The organism is Bradyrhizobium elkanii WSM2783 (assembly GCF_000472865.1).
GTDB lineage: Bacteria > Pseudomonadota > Alphaproteobacteria > Rhizobiales > Xanthobacteraceae > Bradyrhizobium > Bradyrhizobium elkanii_A.
Map to the genome: position 1 here is coordinate 1 of NZ_AXAP01000044.1, position 24,631 is coordinate 24,631.

General features: G+C 63.3%; 23 protein-coding genes. 13 read left to right on the top strand and 10 right to left on the bottom strand.

The genetic code is table 11. The annotated features are described in order from the left end of the window. The first annotated feature begins 261 nt into the window (after positions 1-261). Positions 262-1,590: a H(+)/Cl(-) exchange transporter ClcA gene (clcA, locus tag YY7_RS53245; protein WP_080663912.1), complete on the top strand. Its 1,329-nt coding sequence runs from the start codon at positions 262-264 to the stop codon at positions 1,588-1,590. 167 nt (positions 1,591-1,757) lie between these two features. Here clcA and mobA read toward each other — a convergent pair whose 3' ends face one another. Beyond that, positions 1,758-2,429 carry a molybdenum cofactor guanylyltransferase MobA gene (gene mobA, locus YY7_RS0130465; protein ID WP_051397011.1) on the bottom strand — a complete coding sequence of 224 codons (672 nt, stop codon included), beginning with the start codon at positions 2,427-2,429 and terminating at the stop codon, positions 1,758-1,760. Next, positions 2,374-3,264 (bottom strand): formate dehydrogenase accessory sulfurtransferase FdhD, encoded by an 891-nt coding sequence (locus YY7_RS0130470; RefSeq protein WP_028166538.1) that lies wholly within the window; start codon positions 3,262-3,264, stop codon positions 2,374-2,376. The genes mobA and YY7_RS0130470 overlap by 56 nt, the downstream gene beginning before the upstream one ends. A gap of 347 nt (positions 3,265-3,611) precedes the next feature. On the opposite strand from YY7_RS0130470, the gene mobB reads away from it, so the two are divergent. From mobB to YY7_RS0130510, 8 genes are all read left to right on the top strand, one after another. Next, positions 3,612-4,133 carry a molybdopterin-guanine dinucleotide biosynthesis protein B gene (gene mobB / locus YY7_RS0130475; protein ID WP_028166539.1) on the top strand — a complete coding sequence of 174 codons (522 nt, stop codon included), beginning with the start codon at positions 3,612-3,614 and terminating at the stop codon, positions 4,131-4,133. A 1-nt stretch (position 4,134) separates the two neighbouring features. Continuing rightward, entirely contained in the window at positions 4,135-5,388 is a 1,254-nt protein-coding gene (locus YY7_RS0130480) for a molybdopterin molybdotransferase MoeA (protein ID WP_028166540.1), read from the top strand. 52 nt (positions 5,389-5,440) lie between these two features. Continuing rightward, positions 5,441-5,713: a sulfurtransferase TusA family protein gene (locus tag YY7_RS0130485; RefSeq protein ID WP_028166541.1), complete on the top strand. Its 273-nt coding sequence runs from the start codon at positions 5,441-5,443 to the stop codon at positions 5,711-5,713. A 342-nt stretch (positions 5,714-6,055) separates the two neighbouring features. Beyond that, positions 6,056-7,711, top strand: a complete 1,656-nt coding sequence (locus YY7_RS0130490) for an OFA family MFS transporter (RefSeq protein ID WP_028166542.1) — start codon at positions 6,056-6,058, stop codon at positions 7,709-7,711. A gap of 88 nt (positions 7,712-7,799) precedes the next feature. Then, positions 7,800-8,072, top strand: a complete 273-nt coding sequence (locus YY7_RS0130495) for a hypothetical protein (protein ID WP_028166543.1) — start codon at positions 7,800-7,802, stop codon at positions 8,070-8,072. A 160-nt stretch (positions 8,073-8,232) separates the two neighbouring features. Continuing rightward, on the top strand, positions 8,233-9,939 hold the full coding sequence (locus YY7_RS0130500; RefSeq protein WP_028166544.1) for an NADH-ubiquinone oxidoreductase-F iron-sulfur binding region domain-containing protein: 1,707 nt from the start codon (positions 8,233-8,235) through the stop codon (positions 9,937-9,939). Next, positions 9,936-12,701 (top strand): formate dehydrogenase subunit alpha, encoded by a 2,766-nt coding sequence (fdhF, locus tag YY7_RS0130505; RefSeq protein ID WP_028166545.1) that lies wholly within the window; start codon positions 9,936-9,938, stop codon positions 12,699-12,701. Before YY7_RS0130500 ends, fdhF begins: the two co-directional genes overlap by 4 nt. Before the next feature lie 185 nt (positions 12,702-12,886). Continuing rightward, positions 12,887-13,315, top strand: a complete 429-nt coding sequence (locus YY7_RS0130510) for a universal stress protein (RefSeq protein ID WP_028166546.1) — start codon at positions 12,887-12,889, stop codon at positions 13,313-13,315. Between the two features lie 234 nt (positions 13,316-13,549). On the opposite strand, the gene YY7_RS0130515 is transcribed toward YY7_RS0130510, so the two are convergent. Further along, the gene (locus tag YY7_RS0130515; protein WP_028166547.1) at positions 13,550-13,792 is read right to left on the bottom strand and encodes a hypothetical protein; all 243 of its coding nucleotides are present in this window, start codon (positions 13,790-13,792) and stop codon (positions 13,550-13,552) included. A gap of 585 nt (positions 13,793-14,377) precedes the next feature. Between YY7_RS0130515 and YY7_RS53250 the strand changes: the two genes are divergently transcribed. Beyond that, positions 14,378-14,557, top strand: coding sequence for a hypothetical protein (locus YY7_RS53250; RefSeq protein ID WP_035691301.1), 180 nt, complete (start codon positions 14,378-14,380; stop codon positions 14,555-14,557). A gap of 114 nt (positions 14,558-14,671) precedes the next feature. On the opposite strand, the gene YY7_RS0130525 is transcribed toward YY7_RS53250, so the two are convergent. From YY7_RS0130525 to YY7_RS0130555, 7 genes are all read right to left on the bottom strand, one after another. Beyond that, a complete protein-coding gene (locus YY7_RS0130525; RefSeq protein WP_028166548.1) occupies positions 14,672-16,630 on the bottom strand; it encodes a DEAD/DEAH box helicase in 1,959 nt (652 codons plus the stop codon). A 323-nt stretch (positions 16,631-16,953) separates the two neighbouring features. Continuing rightward, on the bottom strand, positions 16,954-17,904 hold the full coding sequence (gene dapA / locus YY7_RS53255) for a 4-hydroxy-tetrahydrodipicolinate synthase (protein ID WP_051397012.1): 951 nt from the start codon (positions 17,902-17,904) through the stop codon (positions 16,954-16,956). Between the two features lie 28 nt (positions 17,905-17,932). After that, the gene (locus YY7_RS0130535; RefSeq protein WP_155255378.1) at positions 17,933-18,448 is read right to left on the bottom strand and encodes a hypothetical protein; all 516 of its coding nucleotides are present in this window, start codon (positions 18,446-18,448) and stop codon (positions 17,933-17,935) included. After that, complete coding sequence (locus tag YY7_RS0130540; RefSeq protein ID WP_028166550.1) at positions 18,402-18,845, bottom strand: hypothetical protein; 444 nt, start codon at positions 18,843-18,845, stop codon at positions 18,402-18,404. Before YY7_RS0130540 ends, YY7_RS0130535 begins: the two co-directional genes overlap by 47 nt. A gap of 33 nt (positions 18,846-18,878) precedes the next feature. Next, on the bottom strand, positions 18,879-19,148 hold the full coding sequence (locus YY7_RS53260) for a hypothetical protein (RefSeq protein WP_035691316.1): 270 nt from the start codon (positions 19,146-19,148) through the stop codon (positions 18,879-18,881). Positions 19,149-19,286: 138 nt separating this feature from the next. Then, entirely contained in the window at positions 19,287-19,559 is a 273-nt protein-coding gene (locus YY7_RS0130550; protein ID WP_245287463.1) for a hypothetical protein, read from the bottom strand. Between the two features lie 12 nt (positions 19,560-19,571). After that, positions 19,572-20,036, bottom strand: coding sequence for a hypothetical protein (locus tag YY7_RS0130555; RefSeq protein ID WP_035691303.1), 465 nt, complete (start codon positions 20,034-20,036; stop codon positions 19,572-19,574). Positions 20,037-20,541: 505 nt separating this feature from the next. Here YY7_RS0130555 and YY7_RS53265 point away from each other — a divergent pair. The 3 genes from YY7_RS53265 to kdpB all read left to right on the top strand — a co-directional run bounded on the left by YY7_RS53265 (position 20,542) and on the right by kdpB (position 24,590). Further along, positions 20,542-20,631 carry a K(+)-transporting ATPase subunit F gene (locus YY7_RS53265; protein WP_016846764.1) on the top strand — a complete coding sequence of 30 codons (90 nt, stop codon included), beginning with the start codon at positions 20,542-20,544 and terminating at the stop codon, positions 20,629-20,631. A gap of 117 nt (positions 20,632-20,748) precedes the next feature. Then, positions 20,749-22,452 (top strand): potassium-transporting ATPase subunit KdpA, encoded by a 1,704-nt coding sequence (gene kdpA / locus YY7_RS0130575; RefSeq protein WP_028166553.1) that lies wholly within the window; start codon positions 20,749-20,751, stop codon positions 22,450-22,452. Positions 22,453-22,475: 23 nt separating this feature from the next. Further along, a complete protein-coding gene (gene kdpB, locus YY7_RS0130580; protein ID WP_028166554.1) occupies positions 22,476-24,590 on the top strand; it encodes a potassium-transporting ATPase subunit KdpB in 2,115 nt (704 codons plus the stop codon). Positions 24,591-24,631: the final 41 nt, after the last annotated feature.

A 24,631-nucleotide genomic window follows, 5' to 3' on the forward strand; every position in this document is an offset into this window, starting at 1 on the left:
CACCCGCGTCCACCGCATCTCACCGCAACGTTCGTGACGATCGCGACCCGCCCCTCATTCGGGTGAGACGCGCGGAGTTAAATCACTGATTTGCCCGACGGCGAAAGCGGAATGTTTTTCGCGGCGTGAGTGGACAGGGCAAATCAGATTGAAATCGTTGAACAAATTTCCCTGACCGGAAATTCGCTCTTGCCGATTCCCATTCGCCGGCGATTTCGGCCAAACTCGTTCCCTGAAACACATCGAAAGTTCGGCGCAACCGTGGACCATAAGCCCGACGATGAGCGATTAGTCGCAGACGAAGGTCGCAGCCTGCTGGGCCTCGTAGCGGCGGCCCTCGTCGTTGGGGCCGTCACCGGATGTGTCGGGGCGAACTTCCGCCTCTTGCTCGAGCAGGCCGATCGCTTGCGCGATGCGGTAATCGCCTGGGCGCATGGCCACGGCGTCTTGGGATTCCTGATTGTCGTGGGCGCATGCGCTGGTGCCACCTTGCTCGCGGCGTGGATGGTGCGGCGGTTCTCGCCGCACGCGTCGGGCAGCGGTATTCCGCATGTGGAAGCCGTCCTGCACGGGCAGGTCCCGCCGGCTCCGTTTGGCCTGGTGCCGGTGAAATTCATCGGCGGTATCCTGGCAATCGGCTCCGGCCTGGCGCTAGGCCGCGAGGGGCCGACCGTGCAGATGGGCGCAGGCATCGCGGTCTTCACCGCGCGCATCTGCCGGCTCTGCTGGGCGGACGCACGCGTACTGCTGGCCGCGGGTGCCGGCGCTGGCCTGGCGACGGCCTTCAATGCGCCGATCGCTGGGCTCGCCTTCATACTCGAGGAGCTGATGCACAAATTCGACCGCCGCGTCGCTGTCGCGGCCCTCGCCACGCTGGCAACGGCGATCCCGGTTGCACGGCTGTTTATCGGCGACGCGCCCGATTTCCAGATCATTCCGCTGAACACTCCGAGCGCGGTATCCGCGCCGCTGTTCCTTGCGCTGGGGGCCGTCGCGGGCCTGCTCGCCGTTGCTTACAATCGCACGCTGCTTGCGTTCATCGCAGCTAGCGACCGGTTCGCGCGGCTGCCGATCGAGCTCCGAGCCGGATTGATCGGCGCAAGCGTCGGCATATTGGCCTGGTTTGCGCCCGAGCTGGTCGGGGGCGGAGATCAGATCACGCAGCGCACGCTGATCGGCCAGGATAGTCTTGCGATCGTCGCCTCCGCATTCCTGATCCGCTTCGGGCTGGGCGCGATATCATACGCCGCCGGCACGCCCGGCGGACTCTTCGCCCCTCTGCTGGTGCTGGGAGCCCAGTCGGGGCTGCTGTTCGGAGCAGCCTGCCGCCTTGTATTTCCGGAACTCGCGATCGAGCCGCATGCATTTGCGCTAGTGGGCATGGCCGCCTTCTTCGCGGGCGTGGTACGGGCGCCGGTGACCGGCATCGTTCTCGTCGCCGAGATGACGGGCAACGTGACGATGCTGCTGCCGATGCTCGGCGCCTGCTTCGTAGCGATGCTGCTGCCTCCGCTGCTGCACAATCCACCGATCTACGATTCCTTGCGCGAACGGACACTGCGCCTCGAGCAGCAGATCAGACGGGAATGAGCGGGTGGAGGGCGGTCGCGGAAATGCCTCCGTCATTCCGGAGCGATGCGATAGCATCGAGCCCGGAATCCATTTCACCACCAGCTCATGCGGCCCGATGGATTCTCTGATGTGCAATTGCACATCAGAGCTCGCGCCAAGAGGCGCGCCCCGGAATGACAGCAGTGTCAGTCGTGTGCTGCATCCACTGCCGCGAGCCGTTCGGCCTCGGCGATATCCTCGACCGTGTTCGCATTGAAGAAGGGGTCGAGCGGCTCGGTCGGCCAGCTCACGGTGGCGAGCCTGTAGCGGGCGGTCCAGCGGTCGATCTTCCTGACGTCCTCGACGACAAGGGCGTGGCGGAGTTCGTCGCGCAGCGACACGCTCCATAGTCCGATCACCGGATGCGACTGATCGCCCGAGGCCGCTACGGCGAGTTGCGCGTTCTCCTTCACCAGCGCGTCGTGCAGGCGCGAGACCAGGTCGCGCGGCAAGAACGGGCAGTCGCCGGCGGCGCTCAGGATCAGCGATACACCGGGCCGGTTTGCCGCCATCCAGTCCAGCGCCGCCAGGATGCCGGCGAGGGGCCCTGGGAAATCGGCGACGCTGTCGGCGATGACGGGCAATCCGAACGCGGCGAAGCGGGCGGGATCGCCATTGGCGTTGAGGATGAGGCCGTCGCATTGCGGCGCCAGCCGTTCGATGACGCGCTCCAAAATGGTGCGGCCGCCGATCGTGCGCATCGGCTTGTCGCCGCCGCCCATCCGCCGCGAGAGGCCGCCGGCCAACAGGACGCCTGGAATGCTAGTCGTCACGCGCTTCGCCCTTGCGCTTGTGCTTGGCGGATTCTTCCTCGACATAGTCGAGGTTCTGGTCGAACACGATGCGCTCCTGGCCTGACAGCGCGATGAAACGCTTGCCGCGCGTGCGTCCGATCAGTGTCAGGCCGACCTGCCGCGCGAGTTCGACGCCCCAGGCGGTGAAGCCCGAGCGTGACACCAGAATTGGAATGCCCATCCGCACCGTCTTGATCACCATCTCCGAGGTCAGCCGCCCCGTGGTGTAGAGGATCTTGTCGCCGGGGTCGACGCCGTGGCGATAGATCCAGCCTGCGATCTTGTCGACGGCATTGTGCCGGCCGACATCCTCGGTGTAGCAGATCGGCGTGCCCTCCTTGCACAAGACGCAGCCATGGATCGCGCCGGCTTCGAGATAGAGCGAGGGCATGGTGTTGATCGCATGCGTCATCTGGTAGAGCCAGGAGGTGCGCAATTCCGCCTTCGGCAGCGCCACGCTCTCGACCGCCTCCAGGAGATCGCCGAAAGCCGTGCCCTGGGCGCAGCCCGAGGTCTGGGTGCGCTTCTTCAGCTTCTGCTCGAAATTGGTATGATGCTCGGTGCGCACGACCACCACCTGCAGATCGTCGTGATATTCGACCTCGGTGACGACGTCGTCGTATTTGAGCATGTTCTGGTTGAGGAGATAGCCGAGCGCGAGATATTCGGGGTAGTCGCCGATCGTCATCATGGTGACGATCTCCTGCGCGTTCAGGTACAGCGTCAGCGGGCGCTCCATCGGCACCTTGATCTCGACGCTGGCGCCGGTCTGGTCTGTCCCGGTCACGCGCTCCGTCAGGCGCGGGTCGTCCGGGTTGGGGACGATCAGGGGAACGGGCGGTTTATCGATCCTCATCATGGCGATCAGGTTAGCATGACTTTCCCTGCCATCCGATATAAAGCACGAGACGACATTGCCTAGGGCATGATGCCATTTGGTTGGATCGGAAGCGAGTTCACTTCACCTCTCCCGCTTGCGGGGGAGGTCGGCGCACCCGGATCGGCGCTTCGCGCCGTCCGAGTACAGGCTCCGCGCCGGGTGGGGGCTCTCTCCACACGCTCGGACAGCGTGAATTGTGGAGAGAGCCCCCACCCCAGCCCTTCCCCGCAAGCGGGAGAGGGAGCGCAGCGCGCATCGCGGACGCAGTTCGACCTGATCTCGTCATGCTCTAGCTAGCCGATTCCGGCAGGTATTCGGAGAATGGAATGAAAGTGATCGGACTCGCAGGCTGGAGCGGCGCCGGCAAGACCACCTTGCTGTCGCGCGTGATTCCGCATCTGCTGGGGCAGGGCCTGCGCGTGTCCGTGATAAAGCATGCCCATCACGAGTTCGACGTCGACGTGCCCGGCAAGGATTCCTGGGTGCACCGCCAGGCGGGCGCGACCGAGGTGCTGGTCTCCTCAAGCCGGCGCTGGGCCTTGATGCATGAGCTGCGCGGCGCCGGCGAGCCGCGGCTGGCCGAGCTGCTCGCCAAGATGTCGCAGGTCGATCTCGTCGTGGTCGAAGGCTTCAAGCGCGAGCCGCTGCGCAAGATCGAGGTGCATCGTGCCGTCAACAACAAGCCGCTGCTGTTCCCCGATGATCCCGGCATTGTCGGGATCGCGACGGATGCGACGATTGAAACCCGGCTGCCGACCGCCCACCTCGATGATGTCACCGCCGTTGCCGCCATGATGCAGCGCGCCGCTGTTGCGGTGGACGAAATCCTGGCGAAGAGCGAGACCTGAAATGGCGCAACTGTCCGACGATTGCTTTGCCTTCAGCGGGCCGATGATGTCGGTCGGTGAGGCCGTGCGCCTGATCGCGACTCGGGTGACGGCGATAGCCGATATCGAGACCGTCGCGCTCGCGGAGGCCGACGGGCGCATCCTCGCCAATGAGATTTTAGCGCCGTTGCCGCTGCCGCCTTTCACCAATTCCGCCGTCGATGGCTATGCGGTCGCAAGCCGCGATCTTCCCACAGGTTCGGAACAGGCGTTTCCCATCAGCGGACGGGTGCAGGCGGGCGCCGCGGCGAATGCGCCGATCGAGCGCGGTCATGCTGTGCGCATCTTCACGGGCGCGCCGATGCCTGACGGTGCCGACACCGTGTTCATGCAGGAGGACGTCCGCGTCGAGGGCGACAAGGTCGTGTTGCCCGCCGGCCTGAAGCCGGGCGCCAATGTGCGGCCGGCCGGCGAGGACATCCCGCTCGGCCACGCCGCGTTGCAGGTTGGAAAGCGGCTGCAGCCGCAGCATGTCGCGCTGGCCGCCGCGTTCGGTCTTGTCAGGCTCGAGGTGATCAGGCGGATCCGCGTCGCGGTGTTCTCGACCGGCGATGAGCTGGTTTCTCCCGGCGAGCGCCGCGCCGGGCCGCAGCTTTTCGATTCCAATCGCGTCATGCTGATGGCGATGCTGCGGCGACTTGGCTGCGAGGTCAGTGACCTCGGCATTCTGCGCGACGAGCCTGCGAGCCTCGCACGCGCGCTGAAGGACGTCGCAGGCCAGCACGATCTGATCCTCACCACCGGCGGCGTCTCAACTGGTGAGGAGGATCACGTCAAGGCCGGCGTCGAGAGCGTCGGCCGCCTGGTGCTGTGGCGGATGGCGATCAAGCCGGGGCGTCCGGTCGCGATGGGCATCATCGGCGGCACGCCGTTCATCGGCCTGCCGGGCAATCCCGTCGCGAGCTTCGTCACCTTCGTTCACGTGGTGCGGCCAACCATCCTGGCGCTGTCCGGCGGCGCGCCGGAGCCGCTGGTGCCGATGCCGGTGCGGGCCGGCTTCACCTACAAGAAGAAGGTCGGGCGCCGCGAATATGTCCGCGTCAATCTGCGTAAAGCGCCGGATGGTATGCTCGAAGCGATCAAGTTTCCGCGCGAGGGCGCGGGGCTGTTGTCGTCGCTGGTCGACACCGATGGCCTGGTCGAGCTTGGCGAACACATCACACACGTCGAGCCCGGCCAGACCGTCGGATTCCTGTCCTATGCAAGCCTGATCTGAAGCCTTCGCGTAGCGATTGACGCTGTGCGAATGCTTCGCCATGGTCGGAAACATGACGACGACAAAACTCGATCTCACCGGTCTCAAATGTCCGCTGCCCGCGCTCAAGACGCGCAAGGCACTGAAGGCGGTCAAGCCGGGTGATTTTCTCGAAGTGCTCTGCACCGATCCATTGTCGGTGATCGATATCCCGAACCTGATCCGCGAGACCGGCGACAAGGTCGAGATCACCGAGCGGAGCGAGAGCCGCATCGTGTTTTTGATCGAGAAGACAAATGGGACGATAGAGAAAATCAATGATGCCTCGTCCGCATCGCAACAATAGCCGTGCGCTGCAATAATCGCTCTGGTTGATACCTACCTTTTTCCTATCGACACATTTTAGCCCTTCTGTCCCAATTGAACCTCTCCGCGGTGTCGCGGAGATCAACGACGCTCGGGCTACACACGAGCGACTCCGGGCGGGGCACGTCTTCATTTATCAGGTTGGCGCCGTCACTGAGCATATTGTGTCGCGTCGGGGGTTGGGAATTCCGAAAAGCGCTTGATGATCTCTGGCGCACAGAAAGAAGTCGTGGAGCGGCAGCGCCGGTTTCCGCGACGACAATTTGGTTGGGTCAACGAAAGCGAGCACGCTCGATTGAAGAGCGGCCGCAGGGAGGATCGGATGACGACGATTAGCAGCACCGGCAATGTGGCCGGCGCGGGGCTTGGTTTCCTCGACAAGGAGCACACGATTGCGACGGCCGGCTTCAACCGTTGGCTGGTGCCGCCGGCCGCACTCTGCATCCATCTGTGCATCGGCATGGCTTACGGCTTCTCGGTGTTCTGGCTGCCGCTCTCGCGCGCGATCGGATTGAATGCGCCGAAGGCCTGCCCCGACATCTCGCTGTGGCAGGAATTGTTCACCACCACCTGCGACTGGAAGGTGGCGAGCCTGGGGTGGATGTACACCCTGTTCTTCGTGCTGCTCGGCGTCTCCGCCGCGATCTGGGGCGGCTGGCTCGAACGCGTCGGTCCGCGCAAGGCCGGCTTCGTCGCGGCACTGTGCTGGGCCGGCGGACTCGTGATCGGCGCGCTCGGCGTCTACATCCATCAGCTCTGGCTGATGTGGCTGGGCGCCGGCGTGATCGGCGGAGTCGGCCTCGGGCTCGGCTATATCTCGCCGGTGTCGACATTGGTGAAATGGTTTCCCGATCGCCGCGGCATGGCGACCGGCATGGCCATCATGGGGTTCGGCGGCGGCGCCATGATCGGCGCGCCGCTTGCGAACCTCTTGATGAACTATTTCAAGACACCGACCTCGGTCGGCGTCTGGGAAACCTTCCTGGCGATGGGCGTGATCTATTTCGTGTTCATGATGATCGGCGCCTTCCGCTATCGCATTCCGCCGACAGGCTGGCAGCCTGAGGGCTGGACGCCGCCGGCCAAGGCCAACAAGATGATCTCGACCAACAACGTCCATCTCAAGGACGCGCACAAGACCCCGCAATTCTGGCTGATCTGGTGGGTGCTCTGCCTCAACGTGTCAGCAGGCATCGGCGTGATCGGCATGGCCTCGCCGATGCTGCAGGAGATCTTTGGCGGCAAATTGATCGGGCTGCCTACCATGGGCTTCAACCAGCTTGATGCGTCGCAGAAGGCGCAGATCGCCGGCATCGCGGCAGGCTTCGCCGGGCTCCTGTCGCTGTTCAACATCGGCGGCCGTTTCTTCTGGGCGTCGCTGTCGGACAAGATCGGGCGCAAGAACACTTACTATACGTTCTTCCTGCTCGGCATTGCGCTCTATGCGCTGGCGCCGACCTTCGCGGCGATGGGCTCGAAACTTCTGTTCGTGCTCGGCTTCGGCATCATCCTGTCGATGTATGGCGGCGGCTTTGCGACCGTGCCGGCGTATCTCGCCGACATGTTCGGAACGCAGTTCGTGGGCGCCATTCACGGCCGGCTGCTGACGGCGTGGTCGACCGCCGGCATCATCGGCCCGGTCGTCGTGAACTATATCCGCGAGTTCCAACTCGCTGCCGGCGTTCCGCGCGACCAGCTCTACAACACCACGATGTACATCCTCTGCGCCATGCTGATCGCGGGCCTGATCTGCAACTACCTGGTCAAGCCGGTCGATGCGAAGTGGCACATGAGCGAGGCGGAAGTGGCAAAACTGCAGGCGGCGAGCGCGAGTGCGGATGCGGCCGGTCCGCATGGTTCCTACGGCATCGGGTTCGGCGGACTGGATGCCAAGGCCGCGCTGTTCTGGGCCTTTGTCGGCATTCCCCTGGCTTGGGGCGTCTGGAAGACGCTGGAGAGCGCGGTCAAGATCTTCTGATCGAGCTTGGCGCCGCGGGCGATGCTTCTCGCTCGCGGCGCCTTTTGCCGTCCATTCATTTCAACGAATAGAACAAGGAATTTTCTCGATGTTTCGTATCGGAACTGGCGCCGTCGCCGCGCTGTTGATTACGAGTCTGCTGACTACGGCTTCGGCCCAACCCGCGCCTTCCGCGCCTGCTGCTTCGAGCGAGGCGAAGCCTTCCAGGGCGAAGCTGACGGCGCAAAAGCTAAAGGACATGAAGGCGAAATGGAGCGCCAACAGGGGCAAGCTGAAGGCGTGCCGGCAGGAGGTCAAAGCCAAGGGATTGGCGGGAGACGACCGCTGGTTCTACATCGAGGACTGCATGGGCAAGACGTGAGGATAGGCTTGCCGCTGGGAAACGGGGCTGGGGGGCATGCGTGGCGGCATGCCCTTAAATGCTTCTTCGGACGCGATAATTTTCTCTTGGCATTGGTCTTGGCATCTGGCATGCCAAAGATTAGAGTTGATCTAAAGAGCGGTAAAAACGAGATGCTTCAATGACTGTCCATGAGGTGCATGAGGTTCGCGCGTTCGAGCACCCTGGCGCCGGGCGGCGCAAGGCCAAGGCGACGCCGAAGGGACGCCAGATCGATCCGACGGCCGCGCATGACGTCGAGCAGTTGCTCGGCGACCGGCCGCGCCGGCGCGATCTGTTGATCGAATTCCTGCACCTGATCCAGGACAAGTATCACCAGATCTCCGCCGCGCATCTCGCTGCGCTCGCGGACGAGATGAAATTGTCGTTCGCGGAAGTGTTCGAGACCGCGACGTTCTACGCGCATTTCGACGTGGTGAAGGAAGGTCAGCCGGATGTCGCGCCGCTTACCATCCGCGTCTGCGACTCGCTCACCTGCGCGATGCTCGGCGGCGAAAAGCTGCTGGAGCAATTGCAGGACTCGGCCGGTCCCGGCGTCCGCGTGGTGCGCGCGCCCTGCGTCGGCCGCTGCGACACCGCGCCGGTCGCGGAAGTCGGCCACAACTTCGTCGATCAGGCGACGGTCGAGAGCGTGCTGGCGACGGCGAAGGCTGGCGAGACGCACGCGCATCTGCCTGATTATGTCGGCTACAACGCCTATGTTGCCGGCGGTGGCTACCGATTGCTGAACCGGCTGCGCGCGGGCGAAGTGTCGAACGACGAGATCCTGAAGGCGCTCGACAACGCCTCGCTGCGCGGACTCGGCGGCGCGGGATTCCCCACCGGGCGCAAATGGCGCGCGGTGCTCGGCGAACCCGGGCCGCGGCTGATGGCGGTCAATGGCGACGAGGGCGAGCCCGGCACGATCAAGGATCGCTATTATCTCGAGACCGATCCGCATCGCTTCCTCGAGGGCATGCTGATCGGCGCCCACGTGGTCGAAGCCGCCGACGTCTACGTCTACATCCGCGACGAATATCCGGCGGTGCGCGAAATCCTCGCGCGCGAGATCGCAAAGCTTCCGGCCGGCGGTCCACGCCTGCATCTGCGTCGCGGCGCCGGCGCTTACATCTGCGGCGAGGAATCCTCGCTGCTCGAGAGCATCGAGGGCAAGCGCGGATTGCCGCGGCACAAGCCGCCTTATCCGTTCCAGGTCGGGCTGTTCGGCCTGCCGACGCTGATCAACAATGTCGAGACATTGTGGTGGGTGCGCGACATCGTCGAGAAGGGCGCCGACTGGTGGAAGAGCCACGGCCGCAACGACCGTCAGGGTCTGCGCAGCTTCTCGGTCTCGGGCCGCGTGAAAAATCCCGGCGTGAAGCTGGCGCCGGCCGGCATCACCGTGCGCGAGCTGATCGACGAATATTGCGGCGGCATGGCCGATGGCCACACGTTCCATGCGTATCTGCCGGGCGGCGCCTCCGGCGGCATCCTGCCGGCGACGATGGACGATATCCCGCTCGACTTCGGCACATTGGAAAAATACGGCTGCTTCATCGGCTCGGCCGCGATCGTGATCCTGTCGCAAGCGGACAGCGTGAAGGCGGCGGCGCTCAATCTGATGCGCTTCTTCGAGGATGAGAGCTGCGGGCAATGCACGCCTTGCCGCGTCGGCACGCAGAAGGCGGCGATGTTAATGGAACGGCCGGTGTGGAACCGGGCGCTGCTCGAGGAACTGGGCCAGGCGATGCGCGATGCGTCGATCTGCGGTCTCGGCCAGGCCGCCTCGAATCCCCTGACCTCCGTGATTAAATACTTCCCCGACGAGTTCAAGGAAGCTGCGGAATGACGACGATCCAGTTCGAACTCGACGGCAAGCAGGTCGAAGCGAAAGCAGGCGAGACCATCTGGCAGGTGGCAAAACGCCAGGGCCAGGAGATCCCGCATCTCTGCTATTCGCCGGCGCCGGACTATCGCCCCGACGGCAATTGCCGCGCCTGCATGGTCGAGATCGAAGGCGAGCGCGTGCTCGCCGCCTCCTGCAAGCGCACGCCGTCTGTCGGCATGAAGGTGAAGACGGCCTCTAGCCGCGCCGTTGCCGCGCAGAAGATGGTGATGGAGCTTCTGGTCGCCGACCAGCCGGCGCGCGAGACCTCGCACGATCCTGATTCAAAGTTCTGGCACTGGGCGGAGAAGACCGGCGTCACCGAGAGCCGCTTCCCGGCGGCGGAGCGCTGGGAGGGCGATGCCAGCCACCCGGCGATGCGCGTCAATCTCGATGCCTGCATCCAGTGCGGTCTGTGCGTGCGCGCCTGCCGCGAGGTGCAGGTCAACGACGTCATCGGCATGGCCTATCGCAATGCCGATGCCAAGATCGTGTTCGACTTCGACGATCCGATGGGAGAATCGACCTGCGTCGCCTGCGGCGAATGCGTGCAGGCCTGCCCGACCGGCGCGCTGATGCCCGCCGTGATGCTCGACGAGAAGCAGACCCGCGTTACTTATCCCGACCGCAAGGTGGATTCGCTCTGTCCGTTCTGCGGCGTCGGCTGCCAGGTGACCTATCAGGTCAAGGACGAGAAGGTGATCTATGCCGAAGGCCGCGACGGGCCGGCCAATCACAACCGGCTCTGCGTCAAGGGCCGCTTCGGCTTCGACTATATCCACCATCCGCATCGCCTGACGAAACCGCTGGTACGATTGCCGAACGCCAGGAAGGACGCCAACGACCAGGTCGATCCGGCCAATCCGTTCACGCATTTCCGCGAGGCGAGCTGGGAAGAGGCGCTCGATATCGCCGCGCGCGGCCTCGTCAAGATCCGTGACGAGAAGGGCGTGAAGGCGCTCGCCGGCTTCGGTTCTGCGAAGGGATCGAACGAGGAAGCCTATCTGTTTCAGAAGCTCGTGCGCACCGGCTTCGGCTCCAACAATGTCGATCACTGCACGCGGCTGTGCCACGCGTCATCAGTGGCGGCGCTGACGGAGGGCCTGAATTCCGGCGCGGTGTCGGCGCCGTTCTCGGCGGCAATGGATGCCGAGGTGATCATCGTGATCGGCGCCAATCCGACCGTGAACCATCCGGTAGCCGCGACCTATATCAAGAACGCGGCCAAGCGCGGCGCGAAATTGATCGTGATGGATCCGCGGCTGCAGTCGCTGTCGCGCCATGCCGATAAGCATCTCGCCTTCAAGCCGGGAAGCGACGTCGCGATGCTGAACGCGATGATCAACACGATCATCACCGAGGGCCTGACCGACGAGCAGTACATCGCCGGCTACACCGAAGGTTTCGACGAGCTGAAGGCCAAGATCGTGGACTTCACGCCGGAGAAGATGGAGCCGATCTGCGGCATCCCGGCCGAGACCCTGCGCGAGGTGGCGCGGCTCTACGCCCGCGCGAAATCTTCGATCATCTTCTGGGGCATGGGCATCAGCCAGCATGTCCATGGCACCGACAACGCGCGCTGCCTGATCGCGCTGGCACTGATCACCGGCCAGGTCGGCCGTCCCGGCACCGGCCTGCATCCGCTGCGCGGCCAGAACAACGTGCAGGGCGCGTCCGACGCCGGCCTGATCCCGATGTTCCTGCCGGACTACCAGCCTGTCGGCCGCGTCGATCTGCGCGGCAAGTTCGAGGAGCTCTGGCAGAAGAGCCTCGACCCGGTCCGCGGCCTGACCGTGGTCGAGATCATGAACGCGATCCATGCCGGCGAGATCAACGGCATGTATATCGAGGGCGAAAATCCCGCGATGTCCGATCCCGATCTGCAGCACGCGCGCGAGGCGCTTGCCATGCTCGATCACCTCGTGGTGCAGGATCTCTTCGTCACGGAGACCGCGTTCCATGCCGACGTGATCCTGCCGGCTTCGGCATTCGCGGAGAAGTCAGGCACCTTCACCAACACCGACCGGCGCGTGCAGCTCGCGCGCGAGGTGATCAAGCCGCCGGGCGACGCGCGGCAGGATCTCTGGATCATCCAGGAGATCGGAAAGCGCATGGGCCTGCCGTGGAACTACAGCGGTCCGGCTGATGTCTTTGCCGAGATGGCCGAACTGATGCCTTCGCTGAAGAACATCACCTGGGAACGCCTGGTGCGCGAGGGCGCGGTGACCTATCCGGTCGACGACCCAGATAAGCCCGGCAATGAGATCATCTTCACCACCGGTTTCCCGACCGAAAGCGGCCGCGGCAAGATCGTGCCGGCGCATGTCATCCCGCCGGATGAACTGCCCGATGCCGAATATCCGATGGTGCTGTCGACCGGCCGCGTGCTGGAGCACTGGCACACGGGATCGATGACCCGCCGCGCATCCGTGCTCGACCAGATCGAGCCGGAGGCGGTCGCCTTCATGTCGCCGAAGGACATGCGGCGCATGCAGCTCTGGCCCGGCGATTTCATCCGGCTCCAGACCCGCCGCGGCGCCGTCGAGGTGAAGGTGCGCTCCGACCGCGACGTGCCTGTCAACATGGTGTTCATGCCGTTCTGCTACGCGGAAGCTGCGGCCAACCTCTTGACCAATCCGGCGCTCGATCCGTTCGGCAAGATTCCGGAATTCAAGTTCTGCGCCGTGCGCGCGGAAAAGGCCGAGCTCCGCTCGGCCGCGGAGTAGGCACTGCCGCCTTTATGCCGCTTCTATGCGGGATGGCGGCTGCGCAGCAGCGAAATGACACGATGGGCCAAGTGCGGACATCTGGCCGCAGCACGATTGGCCGATGGATTGATCTATCTCAAGGCTCTTTCCGAAACGCGGGCCCAGCTTATCTTCGCAAGGCAGCGACAATCGGGAGGTGAAGCATGTACCGGCATATTCTCATTCCGACAGATGGGTCGGAGCTGGCGGAGCATGGGGTGGCGCATGGGCTGGCGTTGGCGAAATCCCTTGGAGCCAAGGTATCTGTAATCTTCGTTGTGGAACCGTTTTCGGAGATGTCAGGGCGGTTCCTTGAAGCCGTCGCAAGATATGCTGAGCTGCGCAAGGAGCAGGCCACGAGCGCGTTGGATCGCGCGGCAAATGCGGCCAAGGAGGCCGGTGTTTCCTGCGAGACGATTCAAGCAGAGAACGGGCAACCGCATCAAGCCATCATCGCAGCAGCCGAGGACAAAGGCTGCGATCTCATCGTCATGTCATCGCATGGACGCAGCGGGCTTTCCGTGCTTCTCATCGGCAGTGTGACCAACAAGGTGCTGGCGCATGCGAAAACGCCCGTACTGGTTTGTCAGTAGCGACAAGTCGCCGGGGCGCTGCAGCGGCCGCACATTCTCTCCGAGAAAGTGGGACTACTGATCAGCGCCTACGCACGATCTCTGCGCAAACGCTGAAGAGGCCTGCCTGTATATCCGTTCTGAGTCATTCGCGTCGATTGAGCGATGCCGCAAGCGCGTCCGGTCTACCCTTAGCAGCAGGCGCCTTGGCGGCCGCCTCTGGCCACGAACGCACCGCCGCGGGACCCCGCGGCCTTACTTCGAGGCTTTGGTGATCTTGTGCTCCAAGTGGCCGGTCTCATGATCACGGCGGAGCTGGCTCAATGATGTCTCGTTCAGCTTAAGTAGAACCTCGCGGAGCTTCTCTGTGTCAGGATAGCCAGCCGCGAAACTCTGACCGTACACCTTGCGCAACGTGCGAATGAGGGTGTTTCCGTGTTTGGCGCTGATTTCTCCGTCCTTGTTGCGGTGGCGGTTGTCGAGAGTTGCCTTGCTCATGCTGCCCTCCATTGTGTCCGCGCCAACAGCATCCACCCGCCGAGACCAAAGCGCAACAACGCGTGCGCGGGAAATACACTTTGCGCTGCATAGCTTTTGGTGGCCGTGGGCGATTGGCTCGCGGAGTGCTTGCTTGACTCGTCCCGCTTCCGTTCAACGCGACCACGGATACTAAAGGCATGTTCGGGACGTGTTAGGTCAACGTTGCTGACGCGCTGTTAGACCGCGAGTCGCTCTGCCACAGCGCTCGTTTTTGCTTTCACCAGCCTGGGCCGGGAGCAACAGGATGCATTGCATTACGGCAAGCTCCACGCTAGAGCAGCCGTAACTTCTAGAGGTAAACACATGTCATATGCCTATAAGCTGAATGAAGACGTTCACCACCAGCCCCAAGGTCCGCGAGGACGTGCCTCAACTGAGGCGCCAATGATTTATACCATCGTTCAACTTATGCCCATTGAGGCAGATGGACGTCTTAGATACCGCATCAAGAGCAAGTCGGAGAATATCGAGCGAGTCGTTACGGAAGATCAGCTTTCGTATTCTCAGTGATTTAGCGTGCTTGATGACGGTAGGAGCCTAGTCGTGCTGAATGATCGAGAAAATATCCTGCGTGCGCTCCGCGAGAAGCCGCTCAAAGTGTACGAGGTCATGAAACGCGCCAATGTCGTGAATGAAGAAGCTTGCCAATCCCTCCTGTTGAAAATGCGAGACGAAGGCCTGGTGAAGTTCGATATCAACAAAGGGCGATGGCGCATCGGATGATTTGTGAAATCGCGGGCGACCGTCCAGCGTTGATCACAGAAGACTCGCTGCGGCGATTAGGAACACGTTCAGACTTGAAGGACTGAGCGTCCCGCAGCACCCGATGGCGGCAGATCAGCCCCGACGATTCTTCCTTGCCTTCTTTCCGAATGCGGCTTTCGCAGGCGACGCGTTTGCCGGCTGCCGCTGTCCAGCATGGCCGGACTTGTTCCGGTGTTTCTTTTTCTTCCCGAAACCCGGCTCGCTGGCAAATTTCGACCCGCTTTCGCGGTGAGGCTTGCCGCGTTGCTTCGGTCCTGTCGCGTCACGAGAATTGTCGCTTCGACGAGCATTGTGATCGAAGTCGCCGGCTTCGCGCCGAGGCGAGTGTGACTGCTTTTCCAAAGGTGCCTGATCTGGGGGAGTGTCTGCCAGCGGCTCGATGCGGATGTTGTCTTCCTTATCCGGACGTCGGATCTTGGCGGCGAAGGATCCTGCGACCCGCTCGGAAATTTCGAACTCGGTGGTGGTGTCCAGAATCCGGATGGCGCCAATGTCACGCTTGTCGATGCCGCCACGACGGCAAATCATCGGCAAGAGCCAGCGCGCTTCTGCATTCTTTTTTCGTCCGATAGCGGCCCGGAACCATACGCTGGCCTCCGCCATGCCGTGACGCGACGATGATCTTCCCGTTTTCGATCGAGGCCCGGTGGGGCGTTCATCGCCGCGCGATGTCCGGATGTGTTCTCGACCGCGGTCGTCACGAGGTCGGCTGCGATCCTGGCCGGGATCGAGAATGTCTTCGGGCGAAGGAAGCCGCGCGCGATAAAGCCGCGCGAGCGCCGCGGCGATATACTCGGCCGACCGCTCGGCAAGCAATGCCCGCGCCAGCACCAGATCGTCGGCGGTCGTCTCCTCGGTGAAAACGGCATCCGTGAGCATACGTTCATGATCGAGCCTGCGGATTTCATCGGCCTGGGGAGCCGTGCCCCAGACGACGTCAATGCCGGCCAGATTCAGCAGCAGTTCCGCGCGTCGTTTTCGGGCGGGCGGCACCAGCAGGATGCTCACGCCCTTGCGGCCCGCACGACCGGTGCGGCCCGAGCGGTGCTGCATGACCTCCGCGTCCTTTGGCAGATCCGCATGAATGACGAGGTCGAGGCTCGGTAGGTCGATACCGCGCGCCGCCACGTCGGTTGCCACGCAGACGCGGGAACGTCCGTCGCGCAACGCCTGCAGCGCCAGGGTTCGCTCGTTCTGCGTCATTTCACCGGAGAGAGCGACCACGGAAAATCCACGCTCGAGCAGCGCCGCCTGCAAATGCCTGACCGCATCTCTCGTGTTGCAAAACACAAGTGCGCTCGGCGATTCGAAAAAGCGCAATACGTTGACGACCGCGTGCTCGACATCATCAGGAGCAATCCGGATGGCGCGGTACTCGATATCGGCATGACCGCCTTCGTCGCCCGCGACCTCGATCCGAGAGGCCTGTTGCTGGTACTGTTTTGCCAGCGCAACGATGCCGCGCGGAAAAGTCGCCGAGAACAGCAACGTGCGGCGCGTGTCCGGCGTGGTCTTGAGGATGAATTCCATATCCTCGCGAAAACCGAGATTGAGCATTTCATCGGCCTCGTCGAGGACGACAGCCTTCAATTCCGAGATGTCGAGATGGCCGCGCCGCAAGTGATCGCACAATCGGCCGGGCGTCCCGACCACGATGTGAGCGCCCGCGGCAAGCTCGCGCTGTTCGCGGCGCGGATCCATGCCGCCGACGCAGGAGACGACGCGCGCATCCGCGTATTGATAAAGCCATGCGAGTTCGCGATGGACCTGCAAGGCGAGTTCGCGCGTTGGCGCGACGATCAAGGCAAGCGGCGCGGCCGCCCGCTGAAACCGCTCGACGCTGCCCAAAAGATCCTTTGCAATTGCCAGCCCGTAAGCGACGGTCTTGCCCGAGCCGGTTTGGGCCGAAACGAGAAGGTCCCGGTCGACAGCTTCTGCCGCAAGCACGGCGATCTGGACAGGGGTCGGCCGATCGTAGCTGCGCTCGGCTAAAGCTCGGGCGAGCGGCGGACTTGTGGTCGGGAATGACACGAGATGGAAACCTTTGTTGGCTCAGGCGCAGAACGTCGAGCCGAGTGACTTGAAGCTGCGTGCCCGGCAGACGGCACAGCCGCACGCGCGGCGATCTGATTCAGATGCTTTACGCCAAGAGAAGCCAGATCGCTACCCCAGGATGAGGTTGACGGTCAGGGATGAGCCGGCGCGACTTCCGCTCCGGGTCATTTTCGACCGACTCTATCGGCTTTGCCTGCGATGTGATGTCCGTTTGTCCCCAAAGCAACCAATGCCGGGACTTAGCCAAGAACTAGCGTTTGGCTGGATGCCTGTGCTTCAAACTTTCCCTACACAACTTGCTACGACCGCTTCGCTCGCTGGTGGCGCACCGGTGCGGCGGGCAAAGTATCCCGCACGCCAGACCATTCTTCGTCGCCGAGTTCGGCGATCGCCTTCCTGACCTCCGCCTTGGCGGCGTCGTTCAACTGAACGATCGGGAGACGCGTATTCGGCTGGATCAGCCCAAGCAGCGACAGCGCATACTTCAGCGCCGCTGGATGCTCGGTGGCGAGCAGCCCGGCAATCGGGACCAGGGGGCTGAACAGATACCCGGCCGATTGCGGTCGTCCTTCCTTGAGGCTTGCAAGAACCGCCTGGCACAGTTCCGGTACGAGGTTCGCGACTGCCGAGATGCAGCCGTGTCCGCCGGCGGCCATGAACGGCAGCGCGGTCAAGTCATCGCCTGACAGCAGGCGGAAATGCGGCGGCAGCGACGTGCGTATGCGGACCAGGCGTCCGACATCGCCGCTGCTGTCGCGCAATCCGATGAACTGCTCGGATTCAGCTAGGCGCTCAAGCGTTGCGCCGGAGAGTTCGCGAAGGGTGCGCGAGGGAACGTCGTGCAGGATGACCGGAAGTCCGGTCGCCTCGGCAATGGCGCGGAAATGCGCGTAGATGCCCGCCTGCATCGGCTTGTTGTAACAGGGGACCACCGAGAGCACGGCATCGGCGCCGGCGGCCTCCGCCTGCCGCGTCAGTTCGACGGCGCGGTCTGTTGCGTTGGATCCGGCGCCGGCGATGACGTTGATACGGCCATGCGCGACCTCGACGGCGCGGCGAACGAGGCCAGCCTTCTCTATCGTCGTCAGGGTCGGCGCCTCGCCCGTGGTCTCGCCGACCACGATCGCACTGGCGTCGGCTGCGATCTGACGCTCGCATAGTTGCACAAAGGCGTCGAAATCGACTTCGCCATCTTCGTCGAACGGCGTCGGAAGGTCGGGGATGTAGCCCGCGAGCCAGTCCTGTTTCATGTGTCGTCCTTCGGAATAGGAACCGCATTCAATATCTGGCGGCGCGTGAGCGCGTGCCGGGGAGTGGAGCATTGCTGCGCGGTGCCAATCCGCGCCACAGCCAGTTGTTGACCTTGGGCTTTCTGATGCGCGGCGGCGCCGTATCGATTTCGATTTCGACGGCGCTTGCAAATGCCCGCTTCAGGCGCGGATCCTCGATCCGCTCAAGATACTGACGTAAAGCGGCATCGGCGGCGTCGTTCTGCCGTGGAATGGCGCTGCAGAGGTCGGCACTGATCTTGCGGAAGAAGCTGAAACTCGGCTGCTCCTCGGAGCTGTGGCCGCCGCGATCAATCTCGGCGGCTATCGCCATCACGTTCAACCGATCGGCATTATCGAGCGTTACGGCAAAGCGCAGAAGCGCCAGTTGCCAGGCGCGCAGCAGTCTGCTGTGCCATTCAACCGGATCCTGCGATTCCATTGGTAACGCCTTCCCAGCCGCGCAAATGCTTCGCGGTTCACGCCGCTCTTTCCATTTGCACGAAACCCTGCCGGTGAGCGGCAAGCACGAGGCCGCGTTGGCACCTCACGCCTGCCTCGATCCGGAAGCCCATCTGCTCCAGCCTCCTTCGGATGTTGAGGCAGAATTCGCCTTCACGAGAGTCGATCAGGATCGCAATGGTGGCGTTCGTGCTGAGGAACTGCGAGACTTCCAGGAGCGCCGCCTCGATCGCCGCCAGGGATTTATCTCCCGTGAGCAGGCCGATGCTGTGCTGTCTCCTGGGCAGCCGGCAGGTTGCGGTTGTCGCGATCTGAACGAAGCCGCGCCTGCGCAGCGAAAGATAGAGCTCCATGGCTCCACTTCCCGCGATGATCGTGCGGTGCAGGTTGGACAGGTGCGTCAGTGTGATCATCGTATCGACGACCTGGTCGCGGTCGGCAACTAAACAAGGCTGCATCATCTGACTCCTCCTGAATATAGGCCGCGAATCGGATCAGGCGACGCGTCGCGCGGCTGTTGCTTGTGACGGCGCGGCGGAGGAACTTCTGTTCATGTCAAGTTCGAATTCGCGCGACAGTTCGACGATGGTTTCTGGATGATGCCCGTTCTCGAACAGCGCGTATTTGACTGCCTGGGAGCGATTGACGAACAGCCCGCCGTAGAGACCGTTCTGTTCCTGGGCGACCCACTGGCCGCGCCGGTTCCGTCCGATAAAGACGATAGGCGAAGCAGAGCTACACGATGGAGGTTCGTCGAGTTTGATGTTCACGAGTTTCATTTTTGTGATTCCTTCACGAGACTTGGTAACGCGTTCAATATCTTTGCGGGTGGATATGAAATCGAGGAGGGCGGGTAATCGATCTCATAAGAGACCTATAAGATCGCGAGGACTGTCGCGGGATCACCGGCCGGTTGCCGAGGCGAGCGCGCAAAGCGCGGCATAGGCTGCCATCTCGTCCCAATGGTTGAGATCGGCATCCATGAATTGCTCCCGCCGTATCAGGGCGATGACGGCACAGAGCACGGTGGACATCCAGAGCAGCGCGATGAAGCTGCGGCCAAAGCCGATGCTCCCGAACAGCGCGAAACCGCTCAGGATCAGCAACCGAAACACAAATCGAACCAGGACCTGGGCCGATTTCAGCTTTTGCGGCAGGTTTGGCAGTGGCTGCACGGCGCTGCTCGCTCAGGCGAAATTGTCGCTCAGCATCGGCTGGTAGAAGCCGTCGGCATGACGTTCGACGCTCGGCACGCTGGGCCGGCTCGACGGTGCGGCGATCTGCTGTGCCTCGACGAAGGCGCAGAGGATGGCGAGCGCCAGGTCGGCGTGATGGGTCTCGATCGATTGATCGAGCCAGTCCGGCAGTTCGCGCTCGCGCGATAGCGCGCAGTACCATTCGCCGTCGTCATAGGCGAGGCGACGAACCTGCCATTGCGGCAGTTCGAGGTCGAGCAGCGCCAGCGCTGCATCGGTCCACGCGCCCAGTTTGATCAGTGCCTCGACGCGCGCCGTCTTGTCGCGTTGCCCCTGCGAGGGAAAGCGTCGGCAATAGTCGCGGATGAGGTCGGACATCAGTTCGACTGTCACGCTACCGGCGTCCCGCAGCCGAAGGCCGAAGTCGGCGGTCAAGGGTTCTGAAAGCAGTGACATGGCGAGACCTATCAATCATGCGGTTTGACGAAATGCCGCAGGTCAAACGTGGTCAAAACGCCATTTGAAAACGAGATGGGGCGGCGGCCGGAAATATAGGGATTTCATAAAGATGGACGGGGCGCGCGATGCCGAACCTCACGCGTCGTCCCGACAAACGCCAGGACCCAGATCACCATTCTGTGTTTGGAAGCGTGCTGTGGCGGCCCCACCTCTTCGATACCGATACCGGGGGTTGTGGGTCCCGGCTAGGCCAAGGGCTCGTCGCGGCGTGCAAGCCTGAGAAGCGGATCTTTATAAGATTCCTATAACGACGCCGCAGCCTACATCTCGAAAACCTATGCGGCGGGTGGCACCTCACCTCGGAACCAAAACGGGCCTTTGTCGGCCCGTATGCATAGGAGCCTCCAATGCTTGATCTCGTCATGCTGGTGCTCGCCGCGGCATTTTTCGCAGCCGGCATAGGCTACGCCTACGCCTGCGAACGGCTGTGAGGGGGCGCGCCATGATTTTCGACTATTCGCTCGCCGGCCTCGTCTCGCTCGGCCTTCTCTTCTACCTCACCTATGCGCTGCTGCGCCCTGAGCGGTTTTGATCAGCGCCATGTTCATGCTCGGCCAGCTTCTCGTGGCAGATGCGGCGCTGACCATCCTGCTCGTCGGCGTGCTTGCCGTGCTGCTGCGATCAAAGCCCATTCGAAAGGTTTAATGCCATGACCGCCATCGGCTGGTTTCAGATTATTCTCTTTTGCGCCGTCGTCGTCGCGCTGGTCAAGCCGCTCGGCTGGTACATGACGCGCGTCTTCAACGGCGAGGCGACTTTCCTGTCGCCGGTGCTGCGCCCGGTGGAGCGCGGGTTCTACTGGATCAGCGGCGTCGACGAAAGTCGCGAACAGCACTGGCTGACCTATACGGTCGCGATGCTTCTGTTTCATATCGGCGGCTTCCTGATCATCTACGGCGTGATGCGGCTGCAGGCCGTGTTGCCGTTCAATCCGGCGGACCAGGCCGCCGTTGCCCCGGATCTGTCGTTCAACACCGCGGTCTCCTTTCTCACCAACACCAACTGGCAGAACTACGGCGGTGAAAGCACGGTGTCGTACCTGGTCCAGATGCTCGGCCTGACGCACCAGAACTTCCTCTCGGCTGCGACCGGCATGGTGCTCGCTGTGGCGTTGATCCGCGGCTTCGCCCGCGCCTCTGTACGCACGATCGGCAATTTCTGGGTCGATATCACCCGCTGCACGCTCTACATCCTGCTGCCGATCTGCATCGTCTATTCGCTGTTCCTGGTGTCGCAGGGCATGCCGCAGACGCTCGGGCCCTATGTCGACGCAACCACGCTCGAAGGCGCCAAGCAGACGATCGCCGTCGGTCCCGTAGCGTCGCAGGTCGCGATCAAGATGCTCGGCACCAATGGCGGCGGCTTCTTCAACGCCAACGCCGCGCACCCCTTCGAGAATCCGACCGCGCTGTCGAACTTCGTGCAGATGCTCTCGATCTTCGTGATCGGCGCCGCGTTCACCAACGTGTTCGGCCGCATGGTCGGCAACCAGCGCCAGGGCTGGGCGATCCTCGCCGTGATGGGCGTGCTGTTCATCGCCGGCGTTTTTGTCTGCTACTGGTCCGAGGCCAACGGCACCACCGCGCTGCAGGCGCTGGGTCTGTCCGGCGGCAATATGGAAGGCAAGGAAATCCGCTTCGGCATCGTCGCGTCCTCGCTGTTCGCCGTGGTCACCACCGCGGCGTCCTGCGGCGCCGTCAATGCCATGCATGACAGCTTCACCGCGCTCGGCGGCATGATCCCGCTGATCAACATGCAACTCGGCGAAATCATCGTCGGCGGCGTCGGCGCCGGTCTTTATGGCATGCTGCTGTTCGTCGTGCTGGCGATCTTCGTCGCCGGCCTGATGGTCGGCCGTACGCCGGAATATGTCGGCAAGAAGATCGAGGCGCGCGAGGTCAAGATGGCGATGCTCGCGATCCTGGTGCTGCCGCTGATGTATCTCGGCTGGACCGCCGTCGCCGTGGTGCTGCCGTCCGCGGTTGCTTCGATGGCCAATGCCGGCCCGCACGGCTTCACCGAGGTGCTCTATGCCTTCACCTCGGCGACCGGCAATAACGGCTCGGCCTTTGCAGGTCTCACCGGCAACACCTTCTTCTACAACCTCACGCTCGCCAGCGCGATGTTCGTCGGCCGCTTCTTCATGATCGTGCCGGCAATGGCGATTGCGGGTTCGCTGGCGCAGAAGAAGTCGGTCCCGCCGTCGGCCGGCACGTTCCCGACCACCGGCGGCCTGTTCGTCGGTCTCGTCGTCGGCGTGATCCTGATCATCGGCGGCCTCACCTTCTTCCCGGCGCTGGCGCTCGGACCGATCGTCGAGCATCTCGCCATGAACGCCAACACCCTGTTCTGATCGAATTGATTGGAGTCACATCCATGGAAACCATGAAACTGCAAAAGCAGGTGAGGGCGTCGACCATGCTCGACCCCAAAATCCTGGTACCTGCGATCAAATCGTCCTTCATCAAGCTCGATCCGCGGCTGATGGCGAAGAACCCCGTGATGTTCGTGGTCGAGATCGTCGCCGCGCTCACCACGGTGATCTTCCTGCGTGACCTCGTCACCGGCGCGGAGAACATCGGCTTCACTTTCCAGATCATCCTGTGGCTCTGGTTCACGGTGCTGTTCGCCAATTTCGCCGAAGCCGTCGCCGAGGGCCGCGGCAAGGCGCAGGCGGATTCGCTGAAGAAGACCCGCACCGAGAGCCAGGCCAAGCTGCTGGAAGGTTCGGGGCGGAACTATCGTCTCGTTCCCGGCACCACGCTCAAGGTCGGTGACATCGTGCTGGTCGAGGCCGGCGACATCATCCCGTCCGACGGCGAGGTGATCGAAGGCGTGGCCTCGGTCAATGAAGCCGCGATCACCGGCGAGTCCGCGCCCGTGATCCGTGAATCCGGTGGCGACCGTTCGGCGGTGACCGGCGGCACGCAGGTGCTGTCGGACTGGATCCGCGTCCGCATCACCGCGGCGCAGGGCTCGACCTTCATCGACCGCATGATCCGGCTGGTCGAAGGCGCCGAGCGGCAGAAGACGCCGAACGAGATTGCGCTGAACATCCTGCTGGCCGGCCTCACCATCATCTTCGTGTTCGCGACCGTGACGATCCCGAGCTACGCGGCCTATGCCGGCGGCTCGATCTCGGTCGTGGTGCTGGTGGCGCTATTCGTGACGCTGATCCCGACCACGATCGGCGCGCTGCTCTCGGCGATCGGCATCGCCGGCATGGACCGCCTGGTGCGCTTCAACGTGCTGGCAATGTCCGGCCGCGCGGTGGAAGCCGCCGGCGACGTCGACACGCTGTTGCTCGACAAAACCGGCACCATCACGCTCGGCAACCGCCAGGCGACCGCGTTCCGCCCCGTGCGTGGCGTCACCGAGCAGGAGCTTGCCGATGCCGCGCAGCTCGCCTCGCTCGCCGACGAGACGCCGGAAGGCCGTTCCATCGTCGTGCTGGCCAAGGAGAAATACGGCATCCGCAGCCGCGACATGCATGAGCTCGCCGCGACCTTCGTGCCGTTCACCGCGCAGACCCGCATGAGCGGCATCGATGCCGGCTCGTCCGCGGTCCGCAAGGGCGCGGTGGATGCGATCCTCAACTATATCGGCGGCGGCACCGCGCAGTCGCTGGCGAGCGGCAATGCCGTCCGCGCCCTCCAGGCCAATGTCAACACCGACGCCGCGCGCGAACTGCAGAGCATTGCCGACGAGATCGCCAAGGAAGGCGGCACGCCGCTCGCCGTGGCCAAGGACGGCCGGCTGCTCGGCGTCATCCACCTCAAGGATATCGTCAAGGGCGGCATCCGCGAGCGCTTCGCCGAGCTGCGTCGCATGGGCATCCGCACCGTGATGATCACCGGCGACAACCCGATGACCGCGGCGGCGATCGCGGCGGAAGCCGGCGTCGACGACTTCCTGGCGCAGGCCACGCCCGAGGACAAGCTCAAGCTGATTCGCGACGAGCAGGCCAAGGGCAAGCTGGTGGCGATGTGCGGCGACGGCACCAACGACGCGCCGGCACTCGCGCAAGCCGACGTCGGCGTCGCCATGAACACCGGCACCCAGGCCGCGCGCGAAGCCGGCAACATGGTCGATCTCGACTCCAACCCGACCAAGCTGATCGAGGTGGTCGAGATCGGCAAGCAGCTCCTGATGACCCGCGGTGCGCTGACGACGTTTTCGATCGCCAATGATGTCGCGAAATATTTCGCAATCATCCCGGCGATGTTCCTGGCGTTCTATCCGCAGCTCGGCGTGCTCAATATCATGGGCCTTTCGAGCCCGCAGAGCGCGATCCTGTCGGCGATCATCTTCAACGCCCTGATCATCATCGCGTTGATCCCGCTGGCGCTGAAGGGCGTGGCCTATCGCGCCATCGGCGCCGGCGCGCTGCTCCGCCGCAACCTGATGATCTACGGTATCGGCGGCATCATCATCCCCTTCATCGGCATCAAGGCGATCGACCTCGCGGTCGCAGCCTTGCACCTGGCTTAATGGACACCGTGATTGCGAGGAGCGAAGCGACGAAGCAATCC